General features: G+C 75.3%; 6 protein-coding genes, 6 tRNA genes and 1 pseudogene. 5 read left to right on the top strand and 8 right to left on the bottom strand.

What is annotated here, in order from left to right:
* Positions 1–185 precede the first annotated feature (185 nt).
* The 3 genes from cbiE (at position 186) to cobA (ending at position 7268) form a co-directional block, all read left to right on the top strand.
* Positions 186–1442 (top strand): precorrin-6y C5,15-methyltransferase (decarboxylating) subunit CbiE, encoded by a 1257-nt coding sequence (gene cbiE, locus ACYP53_RS28790; RefSeq protein WP_459649552.1) that lies wholly within the window; start codon positions 186–188, stop codon positions 1440–1442.
* Between the two features lie 494 nt (positions 1443–1936).
* A complete protein-coding gene (gene cobT, locus ACYP53_RS28785; protein WP_459649551.1) occupies positions 1937–5911 on the top strand; it encodes a nicotinate-nucleotide--dimethylbenzimidazole phosphoribosyltransferase in 3975 nt (1324 codons plus the stop codon).
* Between the two features lie 109 nt (positions 5912–6020).
* Positions 6021–7268 (top strand): uroporphyrinogen-III C-methyltransferase, encoded by a 1248-nt coding sequence (cobA, locus tag ACYP53_RS28780; protein WP_189920784.1) that lies wholly within the window; start codon positions 6021–6023, stop codon positions 7266–7268.
* 51 nt (positions 7269–7319) lie between these two features.
* On the opposite strand, the gene ACYP53_RS28775 is transcribed toward cobA, so the two are convergent.
* Positions 7320–10070, bottom strand: coding sequence for a SpoIIE family protein phosphatase (locus tag ACYP53_RS28775; RefSeq protein WP_189920782.1), 2751 nt, complete (start codon positions 10068–10070; stop codon positions 7320–7322).
* A gap of 89 nt (positions 10071–10159) precedes the next feature.
* On the opposite strand from ACYP53_RS28775, the gene ACYP53_RS28770 reads away from it, so the two are divergent.
* A complete protein-coding gene (locus tag ACYP53_RS28770; protein WP_189920780.1) occupies positions 10160–10972 on the top strand; it encodes a TrmH family RNA methyltransferase in 813 nt (270 codons plus the stop codon).
* 893 nt (positions 10973–11865) lie between these two features.
* On the opposite strand, the pseudogene ACYP53_RS28765 reads toward ACYP53_RS28770, so the two are convergent.
* Positions 11866–13113, bottom strand: a pseudogene (locus ACYP53_RS28765) (serine/threonine-protein kinase); the annotation flags it as partial.
* A 405-nt stretch (positions 13114–13518) separates the two neighbouring features.
* Here ACYP53_RS28765 and ACYP53_RS28760 point away from each other — a divergent pair.
* Complete coding sequence (locus ACYP53_RS28760; RefSeq protein ID WP_189920778.1) at positions 13519–13719, top strand: hypothetical protein; 201 nt, start codon at positions 13519–13521, stop codon at positions 13717–13719.
* A 365-nt stretch (positions 13720–14084) separates the two neighbouring features.
* Here ACYP53_RS28760 and ACYP53_RS28755 read toward each other — a convergent pair.
* The 6 genes from ACYP53_RS28755 to ACYP53_RS28730 form a co-directional block, all read right to left on the bottom strand.
* Positions 14085–14156: transfer RNA gene (locus tag ACYP53_RS28755), tRNA-Val, on the bottom strand.
* Between the two features lie 41 nt (positions 14157–14197).
* A tRNA-Val gene (locus ACYP53_RS28750) sits at positions 14198–14269 on the bottom strand.
* Between the two features lie 41 nt (positions 14270–14310).
* A tRNA-Val gene (locus tag ACYP53_RS28745) sits at positions 14311–14382 on the bottom strand.
* A 41-nt stretch (positions 14383–14423) separates the two neighbouring features.
* Positions 14424–14495 (bottom strand) — tRNA-Val (locus ACYP53_RS28740).
* A 37-nt stretch (positions 14496–14532) separates the two neighbouring features.
* Positions 14533–14606: transfer RNA gene (locus ACYP53_RS28735), tRNA-Cys, on the bottom strand.
* 40 nt (positions 14607–14646) lie between these two features.
* Positions 14647–14719: transfer RNA gene (locus tag ACYP53_RS28730), tRNA-Gly, on the bottom strand.
* Between the last annotated feature and the right edge of the window lie 115 nt (positions 14720–14834).

Genomic DNA, 14834 nt, shown 5'->3' with positions numbered 1-14834 from the left:
CGGCGCCCGACCGGACGGCGGGCCGCCACCCGCCCGTCACGGACATGTGTGCGAGATGTCCACCCCGGACGATCACACCCGGTAGCCTCTGACCGGCGCCGCACCGCGCCGAACCGCGCCGCAAGTGAGTGGCGTGCTGAGTGGCGTACCGCGTGGCGCACCGAGTCGAGGGAGAACGGCCGCAGATGGCTGACCGGATCACGGTCATCGGGTGGGACGGCACGCCGCTGACCGAGGCCGCCGGTGCGGCCCTCGCCGCGGCGACCCTGGTGGCCGGAGCCCCCTACCAACTGGGCGCCCTCCCGGTGCCGGACGACGCCGAACGGATCGCCCTCGGCGACATCCGGCAGGCCGCCCGCCGGATCGCCGAACACCGCGGCGCCGCCGTCGTGGTCGCCGAGGGCGACCCGGGCTTCTTCGGCGTGGTGCGCACCCTGCGCCGCCCCGAGTACGGCCTCGAACTCGAAGTCCTGCCCGCCGTCTCCTCCGTGGCCACCGCCTTCGCCCGGGCCGGCATGCCCTGGGAGGACGCCCAGGTGGTCAGCGCCCACGGCGGCCGGCTGCGCCGCGCGGCGAACATCTGCCGGGCCAACCCCAAGGTCGCGGTGCTCACCGCTCCGGGCGCCGGGCCCGCCGAACTCGCCCTGATGCTGCGCGGGGTGCACCGGACCTTCGTGGTCTGCGAGGCCCTCGGCACCCCCGAGGAGGACATCACCGTCCTCACCTCCGACCGGATCGCCGACCACGTCTGGCGCGACCCCAACGTGGTGCTGGTGATCGGCGGCTCCGCCCTGGCCGGCCCGGTGGACCAGGCGGCCGGCTGGCTGGCCGGGCGCCCGGTCGGCTACCCCGGCGCGGAGCGCGGCTGGGCGCTCCCCGGCGATGCCTACGCGGGCGCCGGGCGCACGGGGGGTGAGACGGGCGCGCCGGACACGCTCCCCGCGCACGTACGCGCCCTGGTGCTGGCCCGTCTGGGTGCACGTCCGGGGGACCTGGTCTGGTCGGTCGGCGCGGGCAGCGGAGCCCTCGCCGTCGAGGCGGCCCGGTTCGGCGCCGCCGTGGTCGCCGTCGAGGGCTCCCGCTCGGCCTGCGCCCGGCTGACCGTCAACGCCCGCCGGTACGGCGTCGAGGTGGAGGCCGTCCACGGCAGCGGCCCCGAAGTGCTCGGCGGCCTGCCGGAGCCGGACGCGGCGGTCGTGGAGTCCGGCGGACCGGACGTGGTGCGCGCCGTACTGGCCCGCAAGCCGGAGCGGTTCGTCGCGCTGCCCCGGACCCTCGCCGAGGCGGAGGAGATCCGCCGGGCGATCGGCGAGGCCGGCTACCGGGCGGACGGCGCGCTGCTCCAGTCGACCCCGCTGCGCTCCACCGGGGACGGCGGCGGACTGGCGCTGGGGGCGGACGGGACCGGCGCGCTGGTGCTCTGGGGTGAGCAGATCGTGTGAAGGCCTCGGGTGCGGCCGGGGGGCCGCGCGCGGCGGGACGGTGATCGACGGTGATCCAGGTCGCATCCGGACAATGATTCGAGAGGTGACCGCGCCGGGCCGGTAGTGTGACGTCCTGGGCGGCTGCAGCTGTCGGCGACCCACCCGATTCGGTCGGTTTGTCACCTTTTTGACGTGGTGCAACCCCGTTCCGCTCGGAGTGTGGGCAATTCGACGCGCCTCGTGCCGGACCTGGAGAATGCCGTAGGGTCCGGTGCGGTCGTGCCGGTCGCTCCGGGTTGTCGTTGTTTCAGACGATGCGCCGCCCCCGTGTGGGCGGTGTGCCGGGCCGGGGTGCCGCAGTGCGCCGGAAGGACTCGGGCCGCAGCGCTTCGGCGCGGCGGCCGCGTGTGGTTGAGGGGCGGGTCGGTGCAGGCCCGGCCCGTGCGGATGGGCGCTGCGATCGGTGATCGCGTCGCCAAGGGCGCGGCAGCGGCCTGGAAGGAGCTTTGACAATGACCGATGGCGGCCACGTCCCGGGCGAGGGACTGCCGGAGCACCTGAACGCCGGGCCCGACCCGCTCGGCGGACCGGAGGGCGTCGCGGGCGTTGCACCTCTGCAGGGCGTCGCGACGGACGGCGGAGTGATCCCGAACCCGGCGGCCCCGGTCGGTGCCGTGCCCGGCGGGATGCCCCCGGGCGCCGGCGCCATCCCGCCGCAGGGCCAGCCCGGCTATGCCGTCCCCGGCGAGGGGTGGGCCGTCGACCAGGGCGCCCAGCGCCCGGCCTTCCACTTCCTCGACCAGCCCGACGGCCTGGACGACGAGGACGACGTGCTGCTGATGCCCGGTCCGCAGGGCTCCTGGGGCGAGCCGATGGCGGCCGTCCCGGTCGAGCAGACGCCGCTCGCGCCGCAGCAGGACGGCATGCCGGTCGAGCCCTCCTGGCCGCCGCTGGACCCGCCGGCGCTCGGCGCCGAGCAGTTCCAGCAGCAGCCCTTCCCGTCGCAGCCGCAGGCACAGCAGCCGGTGACGCAGGCTCAGCCGCCGCGCCGCCCGCTGCACGCCGGCCCGCCGATCCCGGACCCGTCGCTGATGACCGGCCAGGTCCCGGTCCGCTCATTGGCCGACCGCGGGCCGTCGCAGGGCGGCACGCCCGCGCACGGCATCCCGGTCGTCGGCCGGCCGCCGATGGCCGAGACCGTCGCCCCGGCTCCGGCCGCCGTGCCGCAGGCCGCTCCGGCGGCGCCGGTCGTTCCGCTGGTCGCGGGGGCTCCGATGGCGCAGGCCGCGGCGGCTCCGGCCGCTCCGGCGGGCCCCATGGCTCCGATGGCTCCGATGGCTCCGGGGGCTCCCGTGGCGGAGGGTCAGCAGGTGCTGCCGCAGGACGTCCAGCAGGTGGCGCAGGTGCCGCTGGCCTCGCAGCCGGTCGAGGCCGTCATGGCCATCGAGACGGTCGGCGCGATCGAGGTGATCGAGGTCGTCGAGACCCCGGACGCCGCCCAGACCGTCCAGGGCGCCCAGCCCGCCGAGGCCGTCGCGGAGGCTTCGGCCTTCGCGGCGCAGGCCGTCGTCGCCGAGCCGGTCCCGGCCGAGGCCGCCCAGCCGGGCGCCGAGGCCCACGCCGCTCCCGGTGCGGTCGAGCCGGTCGCGGTCGGATCCGTCGCGGTGGAGTCGGTGGCCGTCGAGTCGGTCGCCGTCGAGTCCGTGGCCGTCGAGTCCGTCGTGGTCGAGGAGGCCGCCGCCGAGGGTGCCGTCGCCGACGGTGCCGCCGAGCAGGCCGAGGCCGCCACTCCGGCCGGTCAGCCGCGCCGGATCTCCGCCTTCCTCGCCGCGCCCACCCCGCACGGCCTGCCCAAGGTCGCGCCTGTCGAGCAGGCCCCGGCGGCCGGCGAGGCCGCGCCGCAGCAGCCCGCGCCCATAGCGGCCGCCGCCGCGCCGCAGGCCGTCGAGGGCGGCGAGACCGCCGAGGCCGCTCCGGCCGCCGCCGAGCCCGTCCAGGGTGCGGAGACCGCCGAGGCCGTCGCGAGCGCGCCGGAGGCCGTGGCCGAGCCGGTCGCCGAGACCGCCGCCGGCACCGGCGAGATGCCGTCCGGCCAGGCCGTCGCGGAGAACACCGTCGCGGAGAACACCGTGGTGGAGCAGGCCGTCGAGGGCGAGCAGCCGCAGCAGGCCGCGCCCGTCGAGACCCCGGCCGAGGCCGCCGCCGAGCCGGTCGCCGAGCAGGCCCAGGCCGAGGTCCCGGCCGAAGCCCCCGAGCAGGGTGCCGAGGCCGCCGCCGCACCCGCGGCCGAGGCCGCGCAGCCGACCGACGCCGTCCTGCCGGAGGGCGAGCCGCAGCCCGCCGCCGAGCAGGCCGAGCCCGCCGCCGAGGCCGTCGCGGAGCACGTCGTGGCGGAGAACGCCGCGGCCGAGCAGGCCGTGGTGGAGCAGACCGCGGAGGGCGAGCAGCCGCAGGAGGCCGCGCCCGTCGAGGTCCCGGCCGAGGCCACCGCCGAGCAGGCACCGGCCGAGGGCACGGCTGACGCCGCCGCCGAGACCGCGGAGCCCGTCACCGCCGAGGCCACCGAGGCCGTCGAGACCGTCGAGCAGGCCCCTGAGGCCCCCGCCGCCGGGGAGCCCCAGGCCGAGCCGCAGGCCGAGCAGCAGCTCGCCGACCAGCCGGTCGCCGAGCAGCCCGCCGCCGACCAGCCGGTGGCCGAGGACCCGCAGCCCGAGGAGCCCGCCGAGCCGCGCGGCCCGGCCGCCCCCGGTTACGACGAGGCCGGCCGCGAGGCCGTCCACCAGGTGATCCGTGAGCGCCGCGACGTCCGCAACGGCTTCCGCCCGGACCCGATCCCGCACGAGGTGCTGATCCGGGTCCTGGAGGCCGCCCACACCGCGCCCAGCGTCGGCTACTCGCAGCCCTGGGACTTCGTGGTGATCCGCTCCGGCAAGACCCGCAGGCGGATGCACGCCCTGGCCGAGCGCCAGCGCGAGGCGTACGCGGACTCGCTGCCCAAGGGCCGGGCCAAGCAGTTCAAGGAAATCAAGATCGAGGCCATCCTCGAGACCCCGGTCAACATCGTGGTGACCGCCGACCGCACCCGCGGCGGCCGGCACACCCTGGGCCGGCACACCCAGCCGCAGATGGCCCCGTACTCGGCCGCCCTGGCCGTCGAGAACCTCTGGCTGGCCGCCCGCGCCGAGGGCCTGGGCGTCGGCTGGGTGAGCTTCTTCGACGACGAGCAGCTGGTCCGCGAGCTCGGCCTGCCGGAGCACCTGGAGGTCGTCGCCTACCTGTGCGTCGGCTACGTCGACTCCTTCCCGGACGAGCCGGAGCTGGAGCAGCAGGGCTGGGCGAAGAAGCGCCCGCTGGCCTGGGTCGTCCACGAGGAGCAGTACGGCAACCGCGCGCTGCCCGGCGAGGAGCCGCAGGACCTGCTCGCCGAGACGCTGCGCGGCATCCGCCCGCTGGACGCCAAGGCGCTCGGCGAGGCGTGGGACCGGCAGAAGCGGATGACCAAGCCGGCCGGTTCGCTCGGCATGCTGGAGATCATCTCCGCCCAGCTGTGCGGCCTGTCCCGCAAGTGCCCGCCGCCGATCCCGGAGCCCGCCTGCGTGGCGATCTTCGCCGGCGACCACGGCGTGCACGCCCAGGGCGTCAGCCCGTGGCCGCAGGAGGTGACCGCCCAGATGGTCGGCAACTTCCTGGCCGGGGGAGCGGTGATCAACTCCTTCGCCAAGCAGATCGGCACCGAGGTCTGCGTGGTCGACGTCGGCGTGGCCGCCGAGCTGCCCGACGCCGTCCAGCAGGGCCGTGCCACCGGTCTGCTGCCGCGCAAGGTCCGTCCCGGCACCGCCGACATGACCCAGGGCCCGGCGATGACCCGCGAGGAGGCCCTCAAGGCCATCGAGGTCGGCATCGAGACCGCCCGCGACCTGGTCGCGGCGGGCAACAAGGCACTGGTCACCGGCGACATGGGGATCGCCAACACCACCGCCTCGGCGGCCCTGATCTCGGTGTTCACCGGCCTGGACCCGGCCGAGGTCACCGGCCGCGGCACCGGCATCGACGACGAGACCCACGCCCGCAAGATCGAGGTCATCCGCGCCGCGCTGGCCCTGCACCAGCCCGACCCGAACGACCCGATCGGCGTCCTCGCGGCCATCGGCGGCCTGGAGCACGCGGCCATCGCCGGCTTCCTGCTGGGCGCCGCCTCGCTGCGCACCCCGGTGGTCCTGGACGGCGTCATCGCCGGTTCGGCCGCGCTGGCCGCCAAGGCGATCGCCCCCGAGGTGCTGGCCGCCTGCATCGCCGGCCACCGCTCCGCCGAGCCCGGCCACCAGGCCGCGCTGGCGAAGCTCGGCCTGCGTCCGCTGATCGACCTGGACCTGCGGCTCGGCGAGGGCACCGGTGCCCTGCTGGCCCTGCCGCTGGTGCAGAGCGCGGCCCGGGCGATGCACGATGTAGCCACCTTCGACTCCGCCGGGGTCACCGAGAAGGCCTGACGCGCACCTCGTCACCGCTCCGCGGACCGGCCCGAGGGCGCGCCGGTCCGCGGAGCGGCGTCTTGCCGTACCGTCCCCACATCCGCACCCCGATCCAGGAGCACCGCCGATGACCGCGCCCAATCCGCACCCGAGCACCGAGGGCCGCACCCCGTACCCGGTCGGCCTGCTGCTGGCCGGCCGCCGCGTCGTCGTGGTCGGCGGCGGCCAGGTCGCCCAGCGTCGGTTGCCCGCCCTGATCGCCACCGGCGCCGACCTGCACCTGATATCCCCGGCCACCACCCCCGCCGTCCAGGCGATGGCCGACGCCGGGGAGCTCACCTGGCACGCCCGTCCGTACGAGGAGGGCGACCTGGCCGAGGCCTGGTACGTGCTGGTCGCCACCGACGACCCGGCCGTCAACACGGCCGTCAGCGCCGAGGCCGAGCGGGCCCGGGTGTTCTGCTCCCGCAGCGACGACGCCTCCGCCGCCACCGCCTGGACCCCGGCCAGCGGCCGCGACGCGGGCGCCACCGTGGCCGTCCTCACCGGCGACCCGCGCCACTCCGCCGCCCTGCGCGACTCGATCGTGGAGGGCCTGCGGGACGGCTCGCTGGCCGCCCGCCAGTACCGCTCGCACGGCGCCGGCGTCGCCCTGGTCGGCGGCGGCCCCGGCGACCCGGACCTGATCACCGTGCGCGGCCGCCGCCTGCTCGCCGACGCCGACGTGGTGGTCACCGACCGCCTCGCCCCGCGCGAGCTGCTCGCCGAGCTGCCCGAGCACGTCGAAGTGATCGACGCCTCCAAGATCCCGTACGGCCGGTTCATGGCCCAGGAGGCGATCAACCGCACGCTGATCGAGCACGCCAAGGCCGGCAAGTTCGTGGTCCGGCTCAAGGGCGGCGACCCGTACGTCTTCGGACGCGGCGGCGAGGAGCTGCTGGCCTGCGCCGAGGCCGGTCTGCCGGTCACGGTCGTGCCCGGCATCTCCAGCTCGATCAGCGTCCCCGCGGCGGCCGGTGTCCCGGTCACCCACCGGGGCATGACGCACGAGTTCACCGTGATCTCCGGCCACGTCGGCCCGGACGACGAGCGCTCGCTGACCAACTGGGAGGCCGCCGCGAAGATGAGCGGCACCCTGGTGCTGCTGATGGCCGTGGACAAGATCGGCGCGATCGCCGCCCGGCTGGTCGAGCACGGCCGCCCGGCGGACACCCCGGTCGCGATCGTCCAGGAGGGCACCACCGCCGCCCAGCGCCGGGTGGACGCCACCCTGGGCACCGTCGCCGCGGTGGTCGAGGCCGAGGGGGTCAAGCCGCCGGCGGTCATCGTCATCGGCGACGTCGTCAACGTCCTGGCCGCCGCCTTCCAGCGGTAGGGCCGCCCCGAGCGGGAGAGTCGGGAGTGGGAAGTCGGCCCGTCCGACTTCCTACTCCAGCGGCTGCTCCGTCCAGATCACCTTCCCGGTCGCCGTGTACCGCGTCCCCCAGCGGTCCGCGAACTGCGCGACCAGGAACAGCCCGCGCCCGCCCTCGTCCTCGGTCGCCGCGTACCGCAGGTGCGGCGAGGTGCTGCTGCCGTCCGACACCTCGCAGATCAGCGCCCGGTCCCGCAGCAGCCGCACCCGGATCGGCCCCGAGCCGTACCGGATCGCGTTGGTCACCAGCTCGCTCAGGATCAGCTCGGTGGCGAACGCGGCCTCCTCCAGCCCCCAGGACTCCAGCCGCCGCGCCACGTCCGCCCGGACGGTGCCCACGGCCGCCGGGTCCGACGGCACGTCCCACTGCGCCACCTGGTCCGGCGCCAGCACCCGGGTCTGCGCCACCAGCAGCGCGATGTCGTCCTGCGGGTGCGCCGGCAGCATCGCCCCGAGCACGTCCGCGCAGGTCTGCTCGGGGGTGCGCGGCGGGCCGGAGAGCGCCGAGCGCAGCAGCTCCAGCCCCTCGTCGATGTCCCGGTCGCGGTCCTCCACCAGCCCGTCCGTGTACAGCACCAGCCGGCTGCCCTCGGCCAGCTCCAGCTCGGCGGTTTCGAACGGCAGCACCGCCAGCCCCAGCGGCGGCCCGGTCGGCAGCTCCGGGAACACCACCCGGCCCTCCGGGTCCACCACGGCCGGCGGCGGGTGCCCGGCGGTGGCCAGCGTGCACCGGCGCGCCACCGGGTCGTAGATCGCGTACAGGCAGGTCGCCCCGGTCAGCCCGGCGCTCTCGCCGCTCGCCGCCTCGTCCTGGTCTATCCGGTTCACCAGCTCGTCCAGGTGCCCCAGCAGTTCGTCCGGCGGCAGGTCCAGGGTCGAGAAGTTGTGGATCGCCGTCCGCAGCCGGCCCATCGTCGCCGCCGCGTGCAGCCCGTGCCCCACCACGTCCCCGACCACCAGCGCCACCCGGGCGCCCGGCAGCGGGATCACGTCGAACCAGTCCCCGCCCACCCCGGCCTGGGCCGGCAGGTAGCGGTGCGCCACGTCCAGCGCGTTCTGCGCCGGCAGGCTGCGCGGCAACAGGCTGTGCTGCAGCGTCACCGCCATCGCGTGCTCCCGGGTGTAGCGGCGGGCGTTGTCGATGCACACCGCCGCGTGCGAGACCAGCTCCTCCGCCAGCGCGAGGTCGTCCGGCTCGAACGGCTCCGGCCGCTGCGCCCGCCAGAACCGGGCCACCCCCAGCAGCACCCCGCGCGCCCGCAGCGGCACCCGCACCAGCGAGTGCACCCCGTACGCCAGCGCCCGCGCCGACCCCTCCGGGTCCTGCTCCCGCCAGCGCAGGGCCTCCGCCAGATCCGGCTCCAGGCCCGGCTCGCCGCTGTGCAGCGCCCCGGCCAGCGGGCTCGACGGCACCACCTCCAGCACCGTGCCGACCGGGTAGAACGGCCCGTCGTCCCGTACGCCCGCCACCGCCGCGCGCCGCATCCGCCCCAGGACGACGCCCGGCGGCGGCTCCTCGCCCACCAGGACCTGCTCCGCGAGGTCCACCGTGACGAAGTCCGCGAACCGCGGCACCGCGACCTGCGCCAGCTCCTCCGCCGTCCGCGTCACGTCCAGCGTGCTGCCCACCGTCACCCCGGCGTCGTACAGCAGCCGCAGCCGCCGCTGCGCCCCCTCGGCCCGGCCGGACAGCGCCAGCAGCTCGGTGGAGTCACGCAGCGTGGCGACGCAGCCGGGCGGGCCGCCGGCCTGGTCGGTCAGCCGGACGTTCACGGCCAGCAGCCGCTCCCCGGCCAGCACCACCTCGTCGGTCACCTGGCGGTTGGCGGTCAGCAGCTCCAGCGGCGCCTGCTCCAGGCCCAGCTCGGCCACCGGGCGGCCCTCGGCGTCCGGCGGCAGGTCCAGCAGCCGGCGCGCCTCGTCGTTGCAGAGCAGCAGCAGCCCGTCCCCGCCGACGATCATGACGCCCTCGCGCACCGCGTGCAGCACGGCCGCGTGGTGCTCGTACATCCTGGTCATCTCGATCGGGCCCAGCCCGTGCGTCTGCCGCCGCAGCCGACGGCTGATCAGCGCGCTCCCCAGTGTGGCCAGCCCGATCGCGCCCGCCGTCGCGCCCAGCACCACGGGCAGCTGACGCTCGCTCGCCGTGCTGACGTTGGCCAGCGTGACGCCCGCCGAGACCAGCCCGACCACCTGGCCGTCCGGCGAGTACACCGGGACCACCGCCTGCACCAGCGGACCGAGCGTGCCCGTGACGTGCTCGGTCACCACCTGGCCGTGCAGCGCGGGCTCGTAGGTGCCGATGAACTTCTGGCCGATCCGGGCCGGGTTCGGATGGGTGTAGCGGATGCCCTGGTTGTTCAGGACGACGATGAAGTCCACGCCGGACCCGATCCGCGCGGACTGCGCCTTCGGCTGCAGGATCGCGGTCGGGTCGGGGGAGCGGAGCGCGTCCACCATGCCCGGCGAGTTGGCGAAGGTCTGGGCGACCGCCACCGACCGGTTGCGCGCCTCGTTGTCGGCGTCGTTGCGCGACTGCACCACCAGGGCGATCACCGCGGCCGCCGCCAGCAGCAGCACGACCAGGATCTGCAGGGCGAACACCTGCCCGGCAACCGACCGGTGCCACACCGGCCACGCCCGCCTCGCGCGCGGCAGCTGTGGCCGACCGTGTGGGCGGCCACCGGAGGAGCCGGCGGAGCCAGTGGCGTCAGAGGCGCCAGAGGCCGACGGTGCCCAGGATCGGCCCGGATAACGGGCCATACGGTCATATTTGCACTCCGGCTAGCCGGGGACCACCCCGTCCGGTCGGCCGTTTGGCCTTCCCCGCCCCCGCTTGGCAAGATCGCAGGGTGTCCGAACCCAGCACCATCACCGACCCGGCCGACTCCCGCCTCGCCGACTACACCGGCCTCACCGACGTCGAACTGCGCCGCCGCCGCGAACCCGCCGAGGGCCTGTTCATCGCCGAAGGGGAGAAGGTCATCCGCCGCGCCCTCGCCGCCGGCTACCGGATGCGGTCGATGCTGCTCACCGCGAAGTGGCTGGACGTGATGGCCGACGTCATCGCCGAGGCCGACGCCCCGGTCCATGTGGTCGAACCCGGGCTCGCCGAAGCCGTCACCGGCTACCACGTCCACCGCGGCGCCCTCGCCTCGATGGAGCGCAAGCCCCTCCCGGACGCCGCCGACCTGCTCGCCGGGGCCCGCCGGGTCGCCGTCCTGGAGGGCCTGGTCGACCACACCAACCTCGGCGCAATCTTCCGCAGCGCCGCCGCCCTCGGCATGGACGCCGTCCTGCTCTCGCCCGACTGCGCCGACCCGCTCTACCGGCGGGCCGTCAAGGTCTCCATGGGCGCGGTCTTCGCGGTCCCGTACGCCCGCCTCGACCCCTGGCCCGTCGCCCTGGACACCGTCCGCGCCGCCGGCTTCACCCTCCTCGCCCTCACCCCCGCCGACAACGCCGTCGACCTCGCCACCCTCACCCCGCACCGCCTCCCCAAGGCCGCCCTCCTGCTCGGCGCCGAAGGCGACGGCCTCACCCCCCACGCCATCGCCGCCGCCCACCACCCCGTCCGCATCCCCATGGCCCACGGCATCGACTCCCTCAACGTCGGCGCCGCCGCAGCCGTGGCCTTCTACGCCGTCACCACCCCCACCCCCTGAAGGCCGCCCCACGCTGCGATCCACCAGCACCATCACCAGAAGCCGCCTGGCCCGACCTCCCGCGCACTCGCATGACTGGCCCGGCGGCTCTGCCCGCCCGCCCCTGAACCCGCATCCCCCGGCTGGCCCCGGGCACACCGCAGCACCAGAAGTCGATCCGCTCGACTTCCTGTGCGCTCGTGCGGATGGGGTGCCGCTCCCCTTCGGGCCAGGGGTCAGCGGCTGTTCCCCGTAGGTCAGCTGGCTGGGGAGGTGGGCGGGGCCGGGGCGGCGGCGGGGGGTGGGGTGGTGCTGCCGGGGGCGCCGGGCCAGGACTCGTCGAGGGTGCCGTCGGCGCGGACGGTGTAGCGGGTGGAGGTGGTCGCGCCGGTGGCGGCGACGCGTTCCTCGCGGACGACCGCGGTGCCGTCCAGCCGCCAGGTGGCCGTCGCCTGTGGGTCGGCGGCCGAGGTGCGGGAGGTGGTGGCGACCGGGGTGTCCCCGGCGAAGGTGTAGAGCTGGACGAGGTCGACCGGTGCGGAGCCCTCGGCCCGGCGCAGCACGACGACCGCGGCCGGCTGGCCCTTGTACCGGGCCGGCAGCACCGCGCTGAGCGCGACCTGGGGCCCGGCGCCGGCGGAGTGTCCGTCGCGCAGGGCGATGGCGGGTCCGCCGGCCCCGTCGGGGTAGCTGCGGTTCGGCCAGTCGACGGCGGGCAGCGGCCCTTGGGGGGCGGCCAGGGCGCCGTCCGCGGCCCCGCCGCGCGCGGCGGCCGGGAGCGGTGTGGCCGAGGCCTGCGGGGCGACGTCCACCGATGTCCCCGGCACGGCGAGTTCGCCGCCGCCCCGTGCACCGGTGTCCGTGCTCACGACGGCGGCCCCGGTGGACGGCTTCAGTCCCTGGCTGTCCCGGTTCTCGCAGCCCTGTGCCGCGGCGATGGCGAGGGCCACGCCGATGGTCACGGTGACGAAGACCACCAGCCGTTGCCGCAGCAGCCGCTGCCGCGAGGTGCCGGGCCGTACGCCGGGGGCGGGGGTGTGCTGGCGGCCCCGGTCGCGGGGGCCGGGGCGGCCGGGGGGAGGTGTCTGCGGTCGTTCGGGCCGGCTCCGCAGCGGTCGGGTGACGGGGGTGGGCTCGGGCCGGGGGAGCGGGCGCCGCCCGGCGGTGCCCGCGGCCTGCGCGCCGGGGCGGCCGGCGCCGGCTCTGGCCCGTGCCACGCCGGGCGGCTCGGGGGAGCGTCCGGGGGCCGGGACACCCTGCCGGGCACCGTCCTGCGGGGCGGCGGGTGCGCCGCGCCCGGGTCGGGGCGCGCGCGTTCCGGGGCCGGCGGCTCCGGCGGCCGCGCCGCGTGCGGCGAGTTCGCTGAGGCGTTCGTGGAGGGCGGCCGCGCCGGGCCGTTCGGCGGGTTCCTTGGCGAGGCAGGCCCGGATGAGCGGTGCGAGTTGGGGCGGTACCGCGGACAGGTCGGGTTCCTCGTGGACGACCCGGTACAGCATCACCTCGGAGGACGCCCCGGATCCGAAGGGGGTGTCGCCGGTGAGGGCGTACGCGAGGGTGGCCCCGAAGGCGAAGACGTCGGTGGCCGGTGTGACGGCGGCGCCGCGGACCTGCTCGGGGGCGAGGAAGCCGGGGGAGCCGACGGCGGTGCCGACGTGGGTGAGCGTGCTGGCGCCGCGCGACCATGCGATGCCGAAGTCGATGATGCGCGGGCCGCGCGGGGAGAGCAGGATGTTGGACGGCTTGAGGTCCCGGTGGACGACCCCGGCCTCGTGCACCTTGACCAGTCCGTCGGCGAGCGCGGCTCCGATCCGGGCGGCTTCGGGCCAGCTCATCGGTCCTTCGTCGCCGACCCGCTTGTACAGCGAGGGCCCGGGTACGTACGCGGTGGCCAGCCAGGGCCGGTCGGCTTCGATGTCGGAGCCGACCACGCGCGCGGTGCAGCCGCCGCGGATCCGGGAGGCGGCGGCGATCTCGCGGGCGAAGCGGGTGCGGAACTCCGTGTCCTCGGCGAGTTCGGCGCGGATCAGCTTGAGGGCGACGCGCTGGCCGCGGCGGTCGGAGCCGAGGTAGACCACGCCCATGCCGCCGGCGCCCAGTCGCCGGTGCAGGCGGTACGGCCCGACGATGCGGGGGTCCTCACGCCTCAGCCGCATCATCGCCATGTCCGTTCCCCGTCAGCCCGTGGTTGAGGCCCCGTCGGTTGGGCCATCGTCAGTTCCTGTCTGGCACAGCTTACGGACTGCCTGCTGCGGTGTGCTGATACGCAACACCTGAAGCCGCCGTGCGATTGTCTGATCTTGCGCTGACCCGCAGGTCACAGGGGTGCCGGATCGTTTCTCGGGGTTACCCCTCAGGGTTCCCCCGGGGGTCGGCCGAGGCTTCCCTCCCCCTCCGGTAGTAGGCCCTGAGGCGGTCCGTCATCCTCCGGGACGTCCGAGGAACAGTACGACGGCATGACGTCCGCAGGGGCCCCCGACCAATAGCGTTGTGTCCAGCGGTGGACGGGGAGCTCGTCCCCCGAGGTAAGCCGTCCACCGCGCCAACTCGACCGGATCAGGAGCAAGGGCATGGCACAGCTCACGGGAACCCCCCGCCGCCGTCGGCCGGCCTTCGTCCAGACCCGGTCCACCACCGAGCAGCCCACCCGGCACCCCGCGGTGGCGCTGGCCATGGCCCTGCCGTGCGCCGTGCTCCTGATGCTGCTCTTCGGCGGGTGGGACCAGATGGCGAACCAGGCCCAGGCCGTCGCCGATCTGATCGGCCGCTGAGGACGGCGGGGCGAGCAGGGAGCAACTGAGAGCCGGGAGCACCCGAATGCCGGGAGCACCCGAGTAGGACCCGCCGTCCCCCAGGGGGCGGCCACAGGACGGGCATCGATCCCCTGGGGACGGGGAGCGGTGCCGCCGGGGAGGCCGCGGCCGCGATGACACGCGGACGGGCGAGAGCGGTGCGCAGAGCGCCCCGGCAGGCGGAGACGCCGCGTACGGACGTCGGTGAGGGCGTCCGTACGCGGCTCTTCGGTTTCCCTGATGTCCGGTGCTTCGCCACAGAACCGCCAACACGGCCGACACGGCCGGCGAACGCAAGAGGCCGGGGCCGCGACCCTGACGGATCGCGGCCCCGGCCGTTACTGTGCGCGATACTGGGATTGAACCAGTGACCCCTACCGTGTCAAGGTAGTGCTCTCCCGCTGAGCTAATCGCGCCTGGTGAGGCGGTCTTGCAGCAGACCCCGAAGGGCCCGACGTGCGCGATACTGGGATTGAACCAGTGACCCCTACCGTGTCAAGGTAGTGCTCTCCCGCTGAGCTAATCGCGCCTGGTGAGGCGGTCTTGCAGCAGACCCCGAAGGGCCCGACGTGCGCGATACTGGGATTGAACCAGTGACCCCTACCGTGTCAAGGTAGTGCTCTCCCGCTGAGCTAATCGCGCCTGGTGAGGCGGTCTTGCAGCAGACCCCGAAGGATCCGACGTGCGCGATACTGGGATTGAACCAGTGACCCCTACCGTGTCAAGGTAGTGCTCTCCCGCTGAGCTAATCGCGCGCAGGGGGATGCCCCCGGTTGAACCGGGGGACCCTCTTGGAGGTGGAGACGGGATTTGAACCCGTGTACACGGCTTTGCAGGCCGTTGCCTCGCCTCTCGGCCACTCCACCAGGCAACGCATGAAGAACGATCTTACACTGTTCTCCATCGAGCGGACGACGAGATTCGAACTCGCGACCCTCACCTTGGCAAGGTGATGCTCTACCAACTGAGCTACGTCCGCCTGTCTCCCAGGGCCCCGGCCGGTTTTCCCGGCTGCGCTCCCTGGCGACGTGTTGAACTCTAGCGGATTCCCGGGCCAGCTAAAAATCCGTTCCCGCAGCGTGCCGCGGGGATGT

It is taken from the genome of Kitasatospora sp. Ki12 (assembly GCF_054601375.1).
The sequence above is the reverse complement of the archived record's forward strand: the minus strand, read 5'-3'. Positions and strand labels throughout refer to the sequence as shown.